17 protein-coding genes and 1 pseudogene are annotated in these 16,504 nt (G+C 68.2%); 8 read left to right on the forward strand and 10 right to left on the reverse strand.

The window, feature by feature from the left end; genetic code table 11:
- Positions 1 to 8 precede the first annotated feature (8 nt).
- From D5S18_RS33565 to D5S18_RS33575, 3 genes are all read right to left on the reverse strand, one after another.
- Entirely contained in the window at positions 9 to 236 is a 228-nt protein-coding gene (locus tag D5S18_RS33565) for a hypothetical protein (RefSeq protein WP_120045152.1), read from the reverse strand.
- A gap of 160 nt (positions 237 to 396) precedes the next feature.
- A complete protein-coding gene (locus D5S18_RS33570; RefSeq protein WP_120045153.1) occupies positions 397 to 1,026 on the reverse strand; it encodes a TetR/AcrR family transcriptional regulator in 630 nt (209 codons plus the stop codon).
- Positions 1,027 to 1,032: 6 nt separating this feature from the next.
- Positions 1,033 to 1,863 (reverse strand): class I SAM-dependent methyltransferase, encoded by an 831-nt coding sequence (locus D5S18_RS33575; RefSeq protein WP_120045277.1) that lies wholly within the window; start codon positions 1,861 to 1,863, stop codon positions 1,033 to 1,035.
- Between the two features lie 145 nt (positions 1,864 to 2,008).
- On the opposite strand from D5S18_RS33575, the gene D5S18_RS33580 reads away from it, so the two are divergent.
- Both D5S18_RS33580 and D5S18_RS33585 read left to right on the forward strand, forming a co-directional pair.
- Positions 2,009 to 2,659, forward strand: a complete 651-nt coding sequence (locus D5S18_RS33580; RefSeq protein WP_120045154.1) for an alpha-ketoglutarate-dependent dioxygenase AlkB — start codon at positions 2,009 to 2,011, stop codon at positions 2,657 to 2,659.
- Between the two features lie 104 nt (positions 2,660 to 2,763).
- Positions 2,764 to 3,474, forward strand: coding sequence for an HD domain-containing protein (locus tag D5S18_RS33585; RefSeq protein WP_120045155.1), 711 nt, complete (start codon positions 2,764 to 2,766; stop codon positions 3,472 to 3,474).
- Here D5S18_RS33585 and D5S18_RS33590 read toward each other — a convergent pair.
- A complete protein-coding gene (locus D5S18_RS33590; RefSeq protein WP_120045156.1) occupies positions 3,471 to 4,046 on the reverse strand; it encodes a TetR/AcrR family transcriptional regulator in 576 nt (191 codons plus the stop codon). The two genes, D5S18_RS33585 and D5S18_RS33590, sit on opposite strands and share 4 nt — an antisense overlap.
- 100 nt (positions 4,047 to 4,146) lie before the next feature.
- Here D5S18_RS33590 and D5S18_RS33595 point away from each other — a divergent pair, with 100 nt between their 5' ends.
- Positions 4,147 to 5,106, forward strand: coding sequence for a quinone oxidoreductase family protein (locus D5S18_RS33595; RefSeq protein ID WP_120045157.1), 960 nt, complete (start codon positions 4,147 to 4,149; stop codon positions 5,104 to 5,106).
- Positions 5,107 to 5,159: 53 nt separating this feature from the next.
- Here D5S18_RS33595 and D5S18_RS33600 read toward each other — a convergent pair whose 3' ends face one another.
- From D5S18_RS33600 to D5S18_RS33615, 4 genes are all read right to left on the reverse strand, one after another.
- A complete protein-coding gene (locus D5S18_RS33600; RefSeq protein WP_120045278.1) occupies positions 5,160 to 6,392 on the reverse strand; it encodes an FAD-dependent oxidoreductase in 1,233 nt (410 codons plus the stop codon).
- A 378-nt stretch (positions 6,393 to 6,770) separates the two neighbouring features.
- On the reverse strand, positions 6,771 to 7,274 hold the full coding sequence (nusB, locus tag D5S18_RS33605) for a transcription antitermination factor NusB (RefSeq protein ID WP_120045279.1): 504 nt from the start codon (positions 7,272 to 7,274) through the stop codon (positions 6,771 to 6,773).
- An 18-nt stretch (positions 7,275 to 7,292) separates the two neighbouring features.
- Positions 7,293 to 7,856 carry an elongation factor P gene (gene efp / locus D5S18_RS33610; protein WP_120045158.1) on the reverse strand — a complete coding sequence of 188 codons (564 nt, stop codon included), beginning with the start codon at positions 7,854 to 7,856 and terminating at the stop codon, positions 7,293 to 7,295.
- 36 nt (positions 7,857 to 7,892) lie between these two features.
- The gene (locus tag D5S18_RS33615) at positions 7,893 to 9,020 is read right to left on the reverse strand and encodes a M24 family metallopeptidase (RefSeq protein WP_203237037.1); all 1,128 of its coding nucleotides are present in this window, start codon (positions 9,018 to 9,020) and stop codon (positions 7,893 to 7,895) included.
- A 146-nt stretch (positions 9,021 to 9,166) separates the two neighbouring features.
- Between D5S18_RS33615 and D5S18_RS33620 the strand changes: the two genes are divergently transcribed.
- From D5S18_RS33620 to aroB, 4 genes and pseudogenes are all read left to right on the forward strand, one after another.
- Positions 9,167 to 9,610, forward strand: coding sequence for a prepilin peptidase (locus D5S18_RS33620; protein ID WP_120045159.1), 444 nt, complete (start codon positions 9,167 to 9,169; stop codon positions 9,608 to 9,610).
- A gap of 77 nt (positions 9,611 to 9,687) precedes the next feature.
- Positions 9,688 to 10,890, forward strand: a complete 1,203-nt coding sequence (gene aroC / locus D5S18_RS33625; RefSeq protein WP_120045160.1) for a chorismate synthase — start codon at positions 9,688 to 9,690, stop codon at positions 10,888 to 10,890.
- Positions 10,887 to 11,405: pseudogene (locus D5S18_RS36020) on the forward strand (shikimate kinase); the annotation flags it as partial. The gene aroC and the pseudogene D5S18_RS36020, both read left to right, overlap by 4 nt.
- A 1,583-nt stretch (positions 11,406 to 12,988) precedes the next feature.
- A complete protein-coding gene (aroB, locus tag D5S18_RS33635) occupies positions 12,989 to 14,110 on the forward strand; it encodes a 3-dehydroquinate synthase (RefSeq protein ID WP_120045281.1) in 1,122 nt (373 codons plus the stop codon).
- Positions 14,111 to 14,336: 226 nt separating this feature from the next.
- Here the strand turns inward: aroB and D5S18_RS33640 are convergent, their stop codons facing one another.
- Positions 14,337 to 15,335: a helix-turn-helix transcriptional regulator gene (locus D5S18_RS33640; protein ID WP_120045162.1), complete on the reverse strand. Its 999-nt coding sequence runs from the start codon at positions 15,333 to 15,335 to the stop codon at positions 14,337 to 14,339.
- A gap of 126 nt (positions 15,336 to 15,461) precedes the next feature.
- On the opposite strand from D5S18_RS33640, the gene D5S18_RS33645 reads away from it, so the two are divergent.
- The gene (locus tag D5S18_RS33645) at positions 15,462 to 15,857 is read left to right on the forward strand and encodes a RidA family protein (RefSeq protein ID WP_120045163.1); all 396 of its coding nucleotides are present in this window, start codon (positions 15,462 to 15,464) and stop codon (positions 15,855 to 15,857) included.
- 154 nt (positions 15,858 to 16,011) lie between these two features.
- Here the strand turns inward: D5S18_RS33645 and D5S18_RS33650 are convergent, their stop codons facing one another.
- Positions 16,012 to 16,497, reverse strand: a complete 486-nt coding sequence (locus D5S18_RS33650) for a B-4DMT family transporter (protein WP_239004172.1) — start codon at positions 16,495 to 16,497, stop codon at positions 16,012 to 16,014.
- Positions 16,498 to 16,504 lie beyond the last annotated feature (7 nt).

The following is a 16,504-nucleotide window of genomic DNA, read 5'->3' on the forward strand; positions in this document are numbered from 1 at the left end:
CTACGTCCTCAGAGCAGACAGCCCGCATCCATGAGCTGCGCCACCGCGTCGACGGTGAGGGTGGCCTGACCGGGAGTCGCGGACCCGCTGGTCCCCAGGTCGATCTTGTTCTGCTCGGCGCAGGCGATGAGGCCGTCGGTCAGGGTGACCAGCACACCGGCGTGGGCGGCGCCCGATCCGATCAGCGCCGCGCCTGCCACCATCAACGCAATAGCACCTGTCTTGACGAATCGCACTGGATTGTCTCCTTCGATTTCGCAGATGGGTACCGCATATGACGGCCCGAATCCTGCCGGCCCGAACCCGCGCGCCCCGGTAACCTCGGCTTTCGCCCCGGTCACCTCCGAATGTCGCCTTTTCACACCCGGTCGGCTCCGGTGGCGTCGAGGCCGCGGCTCAGGCCGAAGGCGCCGAGCGTGATCCGATGCCCGCCAGCAGCGTGGCGATGACCGACCCCACCGCCGTCGGCGGCGTCGGGCGGGAGGCGGTTGGCAGCAGCGTCGACAGCGCCTCGTCGTGGCAGATCCCGGCCAGCATGGCGACGGCGGCGTCGAGATCGGCGGCGGGGTCGAGGCGTCCGAGTTCGTGTTCGGCGCGCAGGTAGTCGGCGAGCCGGTCCCGCCAGTCGCGTTCACCGCCCGGCGTGGCGCCGAACTGCGCCAGCACCGCGGGCTGCGCGAGCAGGCTCGCGAACACCGGGAGGACGGCCCGGTGCATCGCCAGTCCCTGCGCCAGGTAGGCGATCAGGTTCTCGGCCACCGACGCGGTGCCCGGCCACGGCAGCGGCGAGAGTCCCCGGTGCACGGTGTCGACGTGCGCGCGCAGCGCCGCGGCCAGCAACTCCTCCTTGTCGGCGAAGTGGTTGTACAGCACGCCATCGGCGACGCCCGCCGCCCGCGCGATCGCCCGCACCGTCAGACCCGTGCCGCCCTGCTCGGCGAGCAGTTGCGCGGCCGTCGCGATCAGGTGCCCGCGCAGGTCGCTGTCGTCGCGATCGCGCAGCGCCGCTGCCTTTCTGGGGGACATGCGGTCCTACGGTAGCGGCTTCGTCGCCGTGACCAACCAGGCGGCCGCGCTCAGATGCACGCCGTCGTGGCGGACGAACGGCTCCAGCGCGCGGGCGATAGCGGCGCGGACCTGTTCGTCGGCGGCGAACTCGCGCAGGCCCCGGTGATAGCGCACCGGCCCCCAGTCCATGACGAACCGGGTGGCGTCGGTGATGTCGGCGCCCCAGGTGCTGTCGGCCTCGACGCGGCGCACGTCGACGCGGGTGAAACCGGCGGTGGTGAGCAGCCGCCGCATGGTGTCGGGATCGGCGAAATCGTTGCGGCTGGGGCTGATCTCGAAGTCCGGCAGGTGCGCTGCGGCGGCCCCGAACACGCGGCCGGTCGCCGAGTCGGGCAGCGCGGTCATGGATACGAACGCGAGCCGTCCGCCGGGCCGCAGCGCGCGGGCGATATTGGCGAACGCCACCACCGGATCGGCGAAGAACATGATGCCGAAGCGGCTGAGCGCGACGTCGAACGCGGCGTTCGGAAACGGATGCACCTGGGCGTCGCCCTGGATGAAGGACACGTTGTCCACCCCTTGAACGCCCGCCTGTTCCCTGGCGCGGGCCAGCATCGGGCCGGACAGGTCCACGCCGGTCGCCGCGGCCGCACGCTGCGCCGCCAGCCGGGTCAATTGACCGTTGCCGCAGCCGATGTCGAGAACACGGTCGCCCCTGGCGATGTGGGCGGCAACCAGCAGTGGCTCGTTGAATCCGCTGTTGACCGCGTCGTATCGATCGTGGTTCGCGGCCCAGTGGTCGCCCTCGTAGCCGTTCCAGGCCGCGGACTGGGCGGTGTTGACGATCTCGGTCATGACAACCTCCTTTATGAACACGCATTCATGAACAGATGTTCATAATGCTCTCTACCCGACCCTCGGTCAATGCCGGTTCGAGCGCGTCGACTCGACTCGATGCGTCGAGATAGCACATACGTTCGATATCGGATACGCTCCACTCATGGCCGCACCACTTCAGGCATCGCTGTTCGATGAGTTGGGGCTGGACGGATCAGGGTCCGACGCGACCGAACTCGGATCGCTCGCCACCCTCCGGCGCACGGAGCTGTCGCACGGCGCCCGGGTCGATCTGCGTCCCGGATGGCTCACCGGATCCGACACACTCTTCGCCCGTCTGGCCGAGGAGGTTCCCTGGCGGGCCGAGCGTCGCCCGATGTACGACAGGGTGGTCGCGGTCCCCCGCCTGCTGCACCACTACGGCGAGCACGCCCCGCTACCGGACCCGATCCTCGCGCAGGCTCGAGATGCGTTGTCGGAACACTATTTTCCGGAGCTGGGCGAGCCGTTCGCCACGACGGGCCTGTGCTACTACCGCGACGGGCGCGACAGCGTCGCCTGGCACGGCGACACCCTCGGACGCGGGGCCACCGAGGACACCATGGTCGCCATCCTTTCCCTGGGGGCCGCGCGCCCACTGCTGCTCCGGCCCAGGGGCGGCGGCGGCCCCAGCCTGCGTTTTCCCGCAGGTCACGGAGATCTGCTCGTCATGGGCGGCACCTGCCAGCGGACCTGGGAGCATGCCGTCCCCAAATCCCGCACGGCCACCGGTCCCCGGATCAGCGTCCAATTCCGCCCGCGCAGCGTCCGCTGACCCGTAGGCCCGGTGTCAACCCAGCGGCCAAGCCAGGTTGAACAGCGCGTGACGAGGTTGCATGCGGGCTACCTGATCAGGTTTCGAGTCGATAAAGTATCAAGATGACTAGACCGGGGGCAGGTGTGCTGGCAGTAATGCCGCTGCACACCCTCAGCGAGGTACATGGTGCGGCCGGGCTCCGCGAGCGGCTGCTGGTCGAGTTCGGCGCGCTGCCCGATTCCCGATTGCCCACGCGGGCTTTGGAATTGGCGAGCGACCTGCACCGCGAGGATCGATACGGGCGCGAACCATATCTGAGTCATCTACTGCGGGTGGCGATTCGGATCATCAGCCACTACGAGGTGCGTGATCCGGAGGTGGTGGCGGCCGGACTGCTGCACGACGCGGTGGAGGATCACCCGGCGGAGCTGGCCGCTGGGCGACCCGGGCCTGCCGCTGCGGCCGCACTCGACGAACTGGCGGACAGGTTCGGGAGTCGGGTCGCGGAAATCGTTGCGGCGGTGACCAATCCGCCCCGCGATCCGACTCTCGACCGACATACGCAGTATCGCGAGAATGTGGCGGCGAAATTGGATCGCGCACCGTGGGCGCGGGTGGTGAAGCTGTCCGACTTCACCGACAACGGTGTGGGCATCCTCTATGCGGGCGATTCGCACATGCACCGTCTGGCCACCAAGTACCGCCCGCTCACCAATGTGTATCGCGACCTGGTCACCCGGCCCGACACTCCGCTGGCCGAGCATGTCAAACAGCATATTCTCGGCCAACTCGATCTCGCCGACGAGCGTTTCGCCGCCATCTTGGACAATTAGGGCGCGCGCAACACCGACTCGACCAGTTCGCGCACCGCTTCCAGCAGTCGATCGGACTCCCCCGTGCGCACCATGGTGGGCACCAACTCTCCGCCGAAGCTCGCCAGCAGCAGTCCCGCGACGATTTCGGCATCGATATCGGGGCGCAGCTCGCGCAGCAGTTCGGTGGTGTGCCGCGCCCAGAATCCGTGGAATTCCGCGCTGCGCGGATGCGGCGGCATCGCGTTGTAGGCGACGATCAGTTCGAGATTGTCGATGACCAGCCGGGCGAATCCCTCGAAGAAGGCCAGTAGCCGGTCGCGGGCAGGCGCGTCGGGTCCCAGCGGCGGCGGGCCTTCCTGCACCGCGCACATCAATTCGATGGCGGGTTCGCCGACGAGTTCGTGCAGCAGTCCCGCGCGACTTCCGAACCGGTGGAAGATGGTGCCCTTGCCGACGCCCGCCGCAGCCGCGACCCGGTCCATGGTGACCGCCTGCGCCCCGTGCTCGAGGAGCATGGCCCTGGTCGCGTCGAGGATCGCGCGCCGATTGCGGGACGCGTCGGAGCGTTCCCTGGGACGCTGGTCGGCCATGCCACCCACTTTCCTTGCCGGAGATAGCCATTGACAACTTGACCGTCGGTCCATATCGTTTCGACACGAACTGGACTATCAGTCAACTTATGGAGCGATCATGCGAGCAATCGTAATCAACGCCGTCGGCGGCCCCGAAGTCCTCATCCCCGCCGAGGTCCCCACCCCGCAGGCCGGACCGGGTGAGCTGGTCATTCGCGCCGAGGCCATTCCCGTACTGCAACCCGAGACGGCGATGCGCTCCGGGGTTTTCCCGATGAGCATGGAACTGCCCGCCGTCTTCGGCTCCCAGGCCGTCGGCGTGGTGACCGAGGTCGGCGCGGACGTCGACCCGACACTGCTGGGAGTTCGCGTCGCCACGGCCGGATCCGGAGCCTACGCCGAATTCGTCAGCGCCCCTGCGGCATCCATCGCGCGAGTGCCGCAGGGCGTCACGCCCGCCGACGCCGCCGCCGTGCTCATGAGCGGTTCGGTGGCGCTGACGCTGCTCGACCGCGCGGCGCTGCGCGGCGGCGAAACCGTTGTCATCGAGGCGGCGGCCACGGGCGTCGGCGGGTTCCTGACCCAGTTGGCGAAGGAATTCGGTGCGGGCCGGATCATCGCGACCTGCGGTCCGGACAAGGCCACCCGCGCCCGCGAACTCGGCGCGGACGACGTCATCGACCACACCGATCCGAACTGGCCAGCGCGCCTGCGCGAGATCCTCGGCGCCGCGACGGCGGACGTCGTCTTCGACTCGATCGGCGGGTCGACCGCCGCGGATCTGCTCCCCGCCATGACCCCGGTGCACGGCCGAATGCTGAGCTACGGGTTCCTGTCCGGCGCTCCCGCGCAGATCTCGACCGTCGACCTGCTCGCAGGCGGTCTGACCAGCACCGCCTGCGCGGGACCAGACTGGCTCGACCTCGTCGCCGGCAATCGAGGCCCGATCCTGGAACGCCTCGCGGCGGGCGGCCTCGACCCGATGCTCGCGGCCGAACTACCCCTCGAAGCGGCGAGCGAGGCGCACCGCCGCATCGAGGAGCGCAGCCCCCTCGGCCGAATCGTGCTGCGACCCTAGAGCCCTGTGTCGAAGTCTCGATCAGGCCGGACTTCGACACAGGGGCCGGCGAATCAGGCCGCGCGGCGGGCGAATTCGGGACTGTGCTCCGGCAGGAAGCCACGGGCGACCAGGTACGGCGGAATGCTGCGCACCACCGGAATGCGCCGGAACACCCGAACCGACCGGGCGGGCCGCTGCGCCCCCCTCAGGTTGATCCGCCCGGCCAGCGCCGGAGCCACCGCGACGGCATGCATGAACCGCTGCATCGCCTGGGTCAGCACGGTCGGCAACTCCCTGCGACGCTGCACCCGCGCCAGATCCTCGCGCCGCACCCGGCCCGCGACCAGTTTCGGCGCGAGAATTCGGGCCGCCGCCACCGCATCCTGCACGGCCAGGTTGATGCCGATCCCACCCACCGGCGACATGGCGTGCGCGGCATCGCCGAGGCAGAGCAGACCGTCGACATACCAGCGGCGCAATCGATCCAACTGGACATCGAGGAGTTTCACGTCGTCCCAGTTCTCCAGTGCGTCGACCCTGTCGCCGAGCCAGGTCACGACATCGGCGATACCGCCCACCATGTCGCGCACCGGTCCGCGACGCGCCTGCGCATCGCTGCCCTTGGCGATGAGCACCGCGACCTGCCAGTACTCGCCGCGATCGAACATCACTCCGGCCCGATGGTGACCGGCGAACGGAATGATTCCGGAGGGGTCGAGCGCGGTGCGCGGCAGTCGGAACCACCACACATCCATCGGCGTCGGCCAGCGCTTCTTGGGCAGTTCCGCCGCGCGACGCAGCAGCGAGGCACGCCCATCGGTGGCGACGGTCAGATCGGCCAGGATTCGGCCGGATTCACCCGCGGTGGTGCGATATTCGACGCCGAGCACCTTCTCGCCATTGCGCACCAGCCCCGTCGCCTCGGTATTCATCCGCAGGTGGAAGTTGGGCTCCGCGTCGGCGCTGCGCGCCAACAGATCTAGCAGATCCCACTGCGGCACCATGGCGATGTACTTGTGCCTGCCCGGCAGATTCCGCAGCGAGAACAGCACCTGCATGGACCCGCGCATCGGCAACTGCACCGAGTCGATTCTGCGCTGGGGCAGCTTGGCGAACTCCGCGCCGAGCCCCAACTCGTCGAGCAGATCCAAGGTGGTCGGGTGCACCGTATCCCCGCGGAAATCGCGCAGGAAATCCCGATGCTTCTCCAAAACCGTGACCTCGACCCCGGCCCTGGCGAGCAGCAATCCGAGCACCATACCCGCAGGCCCACCACCCGCGATCAAACATGTAGTGCGTTCCATCGATCGTCCTCCCTGAATGCGCGCCCAATGGACACGCGGATCGGTAAAACATTCGATGTGCACCCACCATCCATCATAGACCGCGCGACGAAAAATGGTGGCCGCCAAGCGCTCTCACCTGTCGCGCGGCCGGGCCACGATGGGATGGGGGTGATCCGACGAACCGGGGATTGACCTCGAGTGCGGTTGAGGTACCAGGATCGACTGCGAGACCCGGACCGATACAGTCCTCGTTCACCCGGCCGGGTCTCTACCGGGAAGACTCCCGCCGGAGATACCAGTACACCCGTCGGCGGGAGTCGCCCGTCCCGGACGAAAAGCCTCTCGAAACAAGAACGGCCGCATCCGTATTCGGATGCGGCCGTCGATCGTGTTCTGTTATGCGTCCGGCTCGGGACGCCGGGTCGCGGCGGCCGCGGCCCGCACCTGCGCGGCGACCAGCACCACCTGACCGAGCACACCATTGACGAAGGAGGGCGAATCGTCGGTGGACAGCTCCTTGGCCAGCTCCACCGCCTCATCCACCGCGACCACGGGGGGAACGTCGTTGGCGTACAACAACTCCCACACCGCGACACGCAGAATGGCCCGATCCACGGCGGGTAGCCGGGACAACTCCCAATCCTTCAGATAGGACTCGATGGTGCCGTCCACCCGGTCCAGATCGTCGGCGACGCCTTCGACCAGGGTGCGGGTGTAGGCGTGCACCGGGGCGATCTGCTGGTCGCCCACGGACAGCTCGACCCGCTCCTGCACCAGATCGGCCGCGTCGACATCGCGGGCCTCCGCCTCGAAAAGCAGATCCACCGCGCGGCGCCGGGCCTTGTGCCGCGCGCCGAGCTTCTTGTATGTGGACTTTCGGTCCACCGACTCCTCCGCCACCGTCACATTATCGCCGAATCAGGAGGCGACGCGGCCGAGGTAGCTGCCATCGCGCGAATCGATGCGCAGCTTGTCGCCGGTGTTGATGAACAGCGGCACCTGGACCTCGGCGCCCGTCTCCAGGGTGGCGGGCTTGGTGCCGCCGGTGGAGCGGTCGCCCTGCAGGCCGATATCGGTGTGCTGGACCACCAGCTCGATCGAGACCGGGAGCTCGACGAACAGCGCCTCACCCTCGTGCATCGCCACCTGGACCGGCATGTTCTCCAGCAGGAAGCGCGCGCCCTCGCCGATGGTCTTCTCGCCGATACCGATCTGGTCGTAGGTTTCGCCGTCCATGAAGATGTAGTCCGACCCGTCGTGGTACAGGTAGGTCATATCGCGGCGGTCGACGGTCGCGGTCTCCACCTTGACACCGGCGTTGAAGGTCTTGTCCACGACCTTGCCGGAAACGACATTCTTCAGTTTGGTCCGCACGAACGCCGGACCCTTACCCGGCTTGACATGCTGGAACTCGACGATCTGCTGGAGCTGATTATCGATTTTCAGCACGAGGCCGTTCTTGAAGTCGCTGGTGTCCGCCACTGTCCTCGGATCTCCTTGTTCTGGGCACGACCGACGTCACTCGACGACGGTCAGGTCTTTGCTGGTGCGGGTGAGCAGTTCCGGGCCCCCTTCGCGCACCACGAGCGTGTCCTCGATCCGGACCCCGCCGCGGCCGGGAAAGTACACACCTGGTTCGACGGTCACCGCCACGCCAGACAGCAGTGTACCGGTTCCGGTTTTGGCCAATCCCGGCGCTTCGTGGATGCGCAGTCCGACCCCGTGCCCGAGCCCGTGCACGAACAGCGCGCCATGCCCCGCCGCCTCGATCACCGCGCGGGCCGCGCCGTCGACGCTCACCACCGAGGCGCCCGGTTTCAGCGCCTCCCGACCGGCCCGCTGCGCCGCCCGCACCAGCGCGTACACCTCGCGCTGCCAGTCACTGGCCGCGCCCAGCACGAAGGTGCGGGTCATATCGGAGTGGTAGCCGCCGACCACCGCGCCGAAATCGAGCTTCACGAAATCGCCCCTGCGCAGCACCGCATCGGTGGGACGGTGGTGCGGGACGGCCGAATTCGCGCCTGCCGCGACGATGGTGGTGAAGGCGATCGCCTGGGCGCCCGCCTCGAACATGGCCCACTCCAGATCCCTGGCCACCTGGCGTTCGGTGCGACCCGGACGCAGCGCGCCACTCGCCAGCAGCGCGGCCAATCCGGCATCGCCCGCCGCGCAGGCCGCGCGCAACTGCTCGACCTCGTAGGGGTCCTTGACCAGGCGCAACTGCTCGACCAGGCCCGGCGTCGGCACCAGTTCCAGACCGGTGCTCTGATCCTCGAAGCCGCGATGCTGGTCGACCGTCACCACATGGCTCTCGAAACCGACCCGCCCCAACTGCCACTCCCCCGCCAGTTCGACGATTCGGCGGGCGCTCGCGCGGGCGATCTCCGCCCGCAGATCCGGAACCTGCTCGGCGACCTGGGTGCGGTAGCGGCCATCGGTGCAGATGACCGTTCGATCCTCACCATTTCGGGTATCCCAGCAATGCACCAGCAGCACCGCGTTGGATCCGGTGAAGCCGGTCAGGTACCGGATATTCACCAGGTCCGTGACGAGCAGCGCGTCGATCTCGTTCTCCACCAGCAGACTGCGCAGTGCGCCGCGCCGCGCCGCGTAGTCGGGGATCAGGCCCGCATGATCAGCACCCATGGCTCAAAGCTACCGCCGTGCGTCCTCCGTCGACACCCAGCACGGTTCTCGGTTGTGGAGTACGCGATGTTCACTGTGGATCGTTTTCTCCACAATCCGGGATTCGGGGCTGCGCGTCGATATCCGACGGGAGGAGGGTGAATCGCATGTCCTCCGTTGCGGTTTCCGTCCTCGCGCTGTGGTGCGCGGCGCTCAGCGCCTTCGATCTGCGCTCGCGCAGGCTGCCCAACGCGCTCACCGGCGCGGGCGCGATCGGCATCCTCGGATACGCCCTCGGCATCGGGCGATTCGGGGCGGCCCTGCTGGGTGCGGCGCTACTGGCCCTGCCGTACCTGCTCATCCATCTGTGCACGCCAAGAGGATTCGGCGCGGGCGATGTCAAACTGGCCGTCGGGCTCGGGGCCGTCGCCGCACTCGCGGGTCCGCGCACCTGGGCCGTGGCCGCGATAGCCGCACCGGTGCTGACGGCGGTCATCGGGGCGGCAGCGCTGGGTCTGCGCCGCATCAGAGGCGGTGACGCGCCCGGCCCGTTGCCGCACGCGCCCGCCATGTGCCTGAGCACCGCGCTCGCAATAGCGCTGGTGCCATGAGGTCCACCGGATTCGCACCACCGCCCGGCGGCGGGCCACCTGCCCACAACGCCGCCCCGACATGGAAGGATGAAGCTGTGTTGCGCTGGATAACTGCCGGAGAGTCCCACGGTCCCGCCCTCGTCGCCATGCTCGAGGGGATGGTTGCCGGTGTCGAGGTCACCTCGGAGGAGATCTCGGCCCAGTTGGCGCGCCGCAGGCTGGGTTACGGACGCGGCGCCCGGATGAAGTTCGAGGCCGACAAGGTCACCGTCGTCGGCGGTGTCCGGCATGGGCGCACCATGGGCGGCCCGATTGCCATCGAGATCGCCAATTCCGAATGGCCCAAGTGGACCACGGTCATGTCCGCCGATCCGGTCGATCCGGATGAACTGGCCGACCTGGCCCGCAACACACCCCTGACTCGCCCGCGCCCCGGCCACGCCGACTATTCCGGCATGCTCAAATACGGTTTCGATGATGCGCGCCCGGTGCTGGAGCGGGCCAGCGCCCGCGAGACGGCGGCGCGCGTGGCCGCGGGCACCGTGGCGCGGGCCTTCCTGCGGCAGGCATTCGGCGCCGAGGTCCTCTCGCACGTCGTCTCCATCGGCGCCGCCGCCGATACCGGCGGCAGCACCCCCACCACCGGCGCCGATCTGGCCGCCATCGATGAGAGCCCGGTCCGCGCCTTCGACAAAGCGGCCGAAACCGCCATGATCGCCGAGATCGAGGCCGCCAAGAAAGACGGCGACACCCTCGGCGGCGTCGTGGAGGTCGTCGTCACCGGCCTTCCGGTCGGACTCGGCTCGTTCATCAGCGGCGAGGCCCGCCTGGATTCCCGGCTCGCGGGCGCGCTCATGGGCATTCAGGCCATCAAGGGCGTCGAGGTCGGCGACGGCTTCGAGACCGCGCGCCGCCGCGGCAGCCAGGCGCACGACGAGATGCGGCCCGGCCCCGACGGAATACTGCGTTCCACCAACCGGGCAGGCGGCCTCGAGGGCGGCATGACCAATGGCGAGCCACTGCGCGTCCGCGCGGCCATGAAGCCGATCTCCACCGTGCCGCGCGCGCTGTCCACCGTCGATATGAGCACCGGCGAGGAGGCGGTGGCCATTCACCAGCGCTCGGATGTGTGCGCGGTGCCCGCGGCGGGCGTGGTCGCCGAGGCCATGGTGGCGCTGGTGGTCGCGCAGGCCGCGCTGGAGAAATTCGGCGGCGACTCCCTGGCCGAGACCGCCGAGAACATCACCAGCTACCTCAAGCGGATCGGCAACCGTCCCCACATCCCGGCGTCGCAATGACCGAGCCGACCGACCCGCGCCCGCCGAGCGTGGTGCTGGTCGGGCCGCCGGGCGCGGGCAAGTCCACCATCGGACGCAAACTCGCCAAAGAACTCGGTGTCGACCTGTTCGACACCGACGCGGGCATCGAACGCGATACCGGCCGCACCATTCCGGAGATCTTCGCCGAGGATGGCGAACCCGAATTCCGTCGCATCGAGGAGCGAGTGGTGCGCGCGGCCGTCCTGTCCGAATCCGGCATCGTCTCCCTCGGCGGCGGCGCCGTGCTCTCGGCCGCCACCCGCGCCCTGCTGCGCGGCCGCACCGTCGTCTACCTGGAAATCAGTGTGGCCGAAGGACTCCGCCGCACCGGCGCGAGCACCAACCGCCCCCTGCTCCATGGCGACGATCCCGGCGCGAAGTACCGCGAACTCATGCGCAAGCGCAGGCCCCTCTACCGCGAGGTGGCCAGCGTCCGCCTGCGCACCGACGGCCGCAGCCCCGGCCGCGTCGTTCGCATGATCATGGCCAAACTCGGCCTCGAATCCGCCGAACCCATCCCCACCCTCCCCGCCGAATCCAACGGGATACCGCAGGGCAGCTCGCGCTCCCGCGCCCGCCGCCGCGCCCGCGCTCGCGCCGCCGCCCGCCGCCGAGCCGAGGTGGTCGGCCAGTCCCCGGAAGCCGTGGGGTCGGCAGCCACAGCTGATTTGGGCGATACCACTGCCGTGTCGCCCACCGGAACGTCCGACCGAGCCGAACCGCGCCGCGCTTCGCGCACCAGGCGCGGCGGCAGAACCGCCAAGCGGTCGGCCGCGTCGACGGCGAACGCGGCATCGGCCGGCAGCGGCATCGCGGCATCGCAGAGTGCTGACGGAACGATCTCCGATGGTGGCTCCACGCCGACCGATCCTGCCTGCACGCGGGGCGCTTCGTTCGCGGCGGATCGTTCGTCCACGCTGGATCGTTCGTTCGCGGCGGATCGTTCGTCCACGTCGGGTGGTTCGTCCACGCGAGGTGGTTCGTCGACACCAGGTGGTTCGTCGACGCCGGATCGTTCATCCTCGGCGGATCGTTCGTCCACGTCGGGCGGTTCGTCCACGCGAGGTGGCTCGTCGACACCAGGTGGTTCGTCGACACCAAGCCGCTCGGACACCAACACAGCCGCTCACACGCATGACGCGATTCACGCAGCCGTTGACGCGGCCATACCGAACAGTACAAAATCGCCCGCCGCCGAATCGGTTCCAGCCACCGGAGCGTTGTCACCGGACGAATCCAGTACGCGGCCGCGCCGGTCGCGGCGTCGTCGCCGCATCGGGTCGGACAGTTCCGACAATCCCGACGTACGAGGGAGTTCGGTGCCGGCCGATGCCGAATCCGGTATGGCCGTATCCGATTCGGCACAGCGCCGCCGAAATCCGCCGAGCCGCAATGCGATAGCTCCCAGCGACGGCGCTCGAGATGTCCGGAACCTCGCAGACGATCGCAGCGCGCAGCAAGCGACTTCACCAAGTAGGGACAATTCCGCATCCTCCGAGGTCGGATCCGCAGGACAGCAAGTTCAACACGGCGAGCGCCGCAACTCGCGCCGTCGAAAGGTCGATGGCGCGCACTCTTCCGTCAGTACGGGTGTGCAGTCAGCCGCTCCAACGAAGGGCGACCGCCTCGAAGGTGCCGCAGCCGAGGTCTCAAATGAGCGCGCGCACAAAACCAGCGTCCAGGGTGCAGTAGCCGCGCCCGCGCAACGGCGGCGGCGCGTGGCGACGCGGGCTGCCGGTGCTCCGGGGCAGACTGTGGACCCGGCCAAATCCGGCGACACGAAGACGACAACTTCTGGAGCGCTGGGGTCACGCGAACAGATCCTCGCGAGCGATAGCCCCGCCCTCGTGTCCGGCAGCACCGGAGTAGGCGAGAACCAGGCCGGTGCGCAGCGCGACACGGTGGCAGCGGGTAGAGCAGGTCCGGCGGCCGAGGACGCCCGCGGTCGAAAGGTCTCCGGGGCAATCGATTCCGGAGGGCGCGAAGCGGGCGACCGGGCGCGGCGAGACGCGGGCTCTGCTGCGGCGGGGCATGGGGGACGACAGCAGTTGGTAGCAACAGAAGCGGAGAGGTAGTGGTGAGCGAACCGGTTCGTATCGAGGTGAAGACGGCGCAGCCGTATCCGGTGATCATCGGGCGCGGGTTGCTCGGTGAACTGGTGCAGGCCGTGGGCGGTCCGGATGACGGAGTGCGCACCGTGGCGATCTTCCACCAGCCGCCGCTGGCCGAAACCGCGGAGGCGGTGCGGAAGGCCCTGGCGGATACCGGGATCGACGCGCACCGCATCGAGATTCCGGACGCCGAGGCCGGAAAGGATCTGGCGGTGGCCGGATTCTGCTGGGAGGTGCTCGGGCGAATCGGGTTGACCCGCAATGATGTCGTGGTCAGCTTGGGCGGCGGCGCGGCGACAGATCTCGCCGGGTTCGTGGCCGCCACCTGGATGCGCGGCGTCCGTGTCGTGCACGTGCCCACCACCCTGCTCGCCATGGTCGACGCGGCCGTCGGCGGCAAAACCGGCATCAATACCGAAGCGGGCAAGAACCTGGTCGGCAGCTTCCACGAACCCGGTGCCGTCCTCGTGGATCTGGTCACCCTGGAAACGGTGCCGCGCAACGAGATCGTCGCGGGCATGGCCGAAATCATCAAGGCGGGTTTCATCGCCGACCCGGTCATCCTGGATCTGATCGAACGCGACCCCCAAGCCGCCCTCGACCCCACCGGCGAGGTCCTTCCCGAACTGATCCGCCGCGCCATCCAGGTCAAAGCCGATGTCGTGGCCGCCGACCTCAAGGAATCCAGTCTCCGCGAAATCCTCAACTACGGTCACACCCTCGGCCACGCCCTGGAACGCCGCGAACGCTACCGCTGGCGCCACGGCGCCGCCGTCTCCGTCGGCCTGGTCTTCGCCGCCGAACTCGGCCGCCTCGCAGGCCGCCTGGACGACGCCACCGCCGACCGCCACCGCACCATCCTCGAAAGCGTCGGCCTCCCCACCACTTACGACGCCGACGCCCTCCCTCAACTCCTCGACTCGATGCAAACCGACAAGAAGACCCGCTCCGGAGTCCTCCGCTTCGTAGTCCTCGACGGGTTGGCCAAACCCGGCCGCCTCGAGGGACCGGACCCTTCACTACTTGCCGCCGCGTACTCCACCATCGCCCGCGAAGATGAGTCGCGTGGGGGTGCGATTCTGCTATAGGCGGCAAAGGGAATGAAGTTTGCTATCTTGCCGATAAACGCACAGGTCAAGAAGCTTCTGCTCCCCGCGTGCGGGATGAGTCCGGCCGACCGGCATCGACCGGGCGATCCTCACGCGTGGGCCTGCGGTCACAGTGAATCCGGTTGGCGCGCACCCGGTCTCGATGGCCTCGCGTAGTTCGGCGGCGAAAGTGGCTCCCATGACCGGAACAAGCCGGCTAGGTGTACTAACCGGAGACGTTGGTTGACTCAGTGAGTGGCTTGGGCCTGTATCGTCCAGCGACGGCCTCGGCACGTTCTCGGAGGGCGACCCGCAGTTCGTCGGGGCTCAGGGCCTCGGCAGCGGTATCCAACTGCCAGATCGCCCATACCGCGTGTCGCAGATCCTCGAATGTCACTTCGAGACGAACCCAGCCGTCCGGTTCGGACTGTTCGGCCCGGACAGTGCGTGCGGCATTGAGCAGTTCTTCTCGCCGTGCGGATTCGACCCGGACCAGCGCGGGGATGTGGCCGTCAGCGAGAAACCGGGCGCTTCGCTCTGCCCAGATTCGGTCGAGGTCGACCTGAGCGGGGCGTTCTGCCGCTTCGGAAAGCTCTTCCGCGGCCAGCATGCGCGACAACCTGTACGTGCGATCTTCCCCGGACTTTGTGGCGAGCAGGTATGTGCGGTCTCGGACAGTGACGAGTCCGATCGGATCGACGGTGCGCCAGCGAGGTGTCCTGTCGGGTGCGGCGTAGTGGAAGCGGACCTTGTGTCCGGCGAGTACCGCGTGACGGACTTCGTCCATCACCCCGCCTGCCATTTGCTCGGTGACCAGTCGCCGCGAGAGCAGGTCGGTCTCCGGCTCGATCAGGAACCGCTTGGTGGCGTCGTCCAGAGTGGCTCGGTGGCCTTCAGGTAGTGCGTCGACCACCTTGCGCATCGCCGAAGCGAGGGCCGAGCCGAGCCCGAATGCCTTCTCGCCACGTCCCGATCCGGCGGTGAGCAGTGCGAGGGCTTCGTGATGGTTCAGGCCGGTCAGTTCGGTGCGGAACCCCGGAAGCAGGGAGAAGCCGCCGTGTCGACCGCGGTCGACGAAGACCGGCACGCCCGCCGTGGACAGCGCCTCGATATCGCGCAGCACGGTGCGAGCGGACACTTCCAGCTCGTTGGCCAGTTCGTTCGCGGTCATCCTGCCGCGCCGGCGTAGTAGCAGCACCAGCGAGACCAACCGATCGGCACGCATGGCTCCATTCTCGCCATAAAACACGACACAGGGTGTCGTGTTTATTTGGCAGCCTGTTCTCTCGGGCGTCGAGGACGGTGGCCATCAGACCGCCGGGCGCTCGCGGTCGCAACGATTGGAGTGGCAATGGAACGAACAGCAGTCAACCCGGTGACGTGGTCACAAGAGATGGGCTTCAACCAGGGTGAGATCGTCTCCGGAGAATCACGGACCCTTTACATCTCGGGGCAGACCGCGATGAGCGAGGACGGTCGACCCGAGCACGACGGAGACATCGCGGCACAGCTCGCACTGGCCGCGGACAACCTCGAAGCCGTACTCAGCGAAGCCGACATGTCGCTGGCGAACCTCGTTCGCCTCAATGTCTACACCACCGACGTGGACGCGCTGTTCCCGCACTATGGCGTGCTCGCCGGACGGCTCGCAGCCGCGAGCGTCTCGCCCACGACCACGATGCTGGGGGTGACACGCCTCGCGGTCCCCGGCCAGCTGGTCGAACTCGAAGGCACCGCCGTCGCGTAACCACGAGCGTCACTATTCTCTTACCTCAATGAGGGCCGGCGGGCATAAGCCGCCGGCCCTCGGCACCTTCCAGGGAAAGCGCAATGGTCCACGCCAACGCAGCCGCCAAGGCCCTGGACTTGATCCGAAAGCTCCATGCGGGGTTGAGCCTGGATCAGGCAGTCACCGCTGGGAGTTGTTGAGTGGGCGGATCGGTTTCGGCCGCCGCGGAAGTGCCGTTCTTGCGGCCTGCGATCCAGCGGCCCAGCGCGACGCCGAGCAGCGCCGGTAGGAAGATGATCAGCACGATCGAGGATGCGGCGGCGGTGAGTTCGAAGAGTAGGCCGTTGTCGCCGAGGTCCAGGCGGGGGACGAAGTCGAGGAGCCAGGCGATCAGGCCGCTGCCGAGGCCTGCGGCGATGGCGGCTTTGAGCCAGCGCATGGTGAGGTCGGAGCCGTGTTCCGGGTCTATGTGGAGGGCTCGGTCTTTGCGGCCGTCGAAGAGGCCCCACAGCAGGATCGCGGCGAGGAGGACTACGAGGCAGAGGGCGCGCATCCAGGGGCCGTTGGTGGGCCAATAGACCATTGCGAAGCCGAGGGCGGCGCGAAGTAGGACGACCAGTGCGCCGAGGGCTATGGCTCGCAACACCCAAGCATTCATGTCGAAC

It is taken from the genome of Nocardia panacis (assembly GCF_003598715.1).
Lineage (GTDB): Bacteria > Actinomycetota > Actinomycetes > Mycobacteriales > Mycobacteriaceae > Nocardia > Nocardia panacis.

Excerpts from the sequence above, each read along its gene's own strand:
- D5S18_RS33615 (WP_203237037.1), bottom strand. The coding sequence starts at position 9,020 with ATGGGTGCTGATCATGCGGGCCTGATCCCCGACTACGCGGCGCGGCGC.
- D5S18_RS33600 (WP_120045278.1), bottom strand. The coding sequence starts at position 6,392 with ATGGAACGCACTACATGTTTGATCGCGGGTGGTGGGCCTGCGGGTATG.
- D5S18_RS33640 (WP_120045162.1), bottom strand. The coding sequence starts at position 15,335 with ATGCGTGCCGATCGGTTGGTCTCGCTGGTGCTGCTACTACGCCGGCGC.
- D5S18_RS33645 (WP_120045163.1), top strand. The coding sequence starts at position 15,462 with ATGGAACGAACAGCAGTCAACCCGGTGACGTGGTCACAAGAGATGGGC.
- D5S18_RS33595 (WP_120045157.1), top strand. The coding sequence starts at position 4,147 with ATGCGAGCAATCGTAATCAACGCCGTCGGCGGCCCCGAAGTCCTCATC.
- D5S18_RS33575 (WP_120045277.1), bottom strand. The coding sequence starts at position 1,863 with ATGACCGAGATCGTCAACACCGCCCAGTCCGCGGCCTGGAACGGCTAC.
- D5S18_RS33570 (WP_120045153.1), bottom strand. The coding sequence starts at position 1,026 with ATGTCCCCCAGAAAGGCAGCGGCGCTGCGCGATCGCGACGACAGCGAC.
- D5S18_RS33580 (WP_120045154.1), top strand. The coding sequence starts at position 2,009 with ATGGCCGCACCACTTCAGGCATCGCTGTTCGATGAGTTGGGGCTGGAC.
- D5S18_RS33590 (WP_120045156.1), bottom strand. The coding sequence starts at position 4,046 with ATGGCCGACCAGCGTCCCAGGGAACGCTCCGACGCGTCCCGCAATCGG.
- D5S18_RS33585 (WP_120045155.1), top strand. The coding sequence starts at position 2,764 with ATGACTAGACCGGGGGCAGGTGTGCTGGCAGTAATGCCGCTGCACACC.
- D5S18_RS33650 (WP_239004172.1), bottom strand. The coding sequence starts at position 16,497 with ATGAATGCTTGGGTGTTGCGAGCCATAGCCCTCGGCGCACTGGTCGTC.
- D5S18_RS33620 (WP_120045159.1), top strand. The coding sequence starts at position 9,167 with ATGTCCTCCGTTGCGGTTTCCGTCCTCGCGCTGTGGTGCGCGGCGCTC.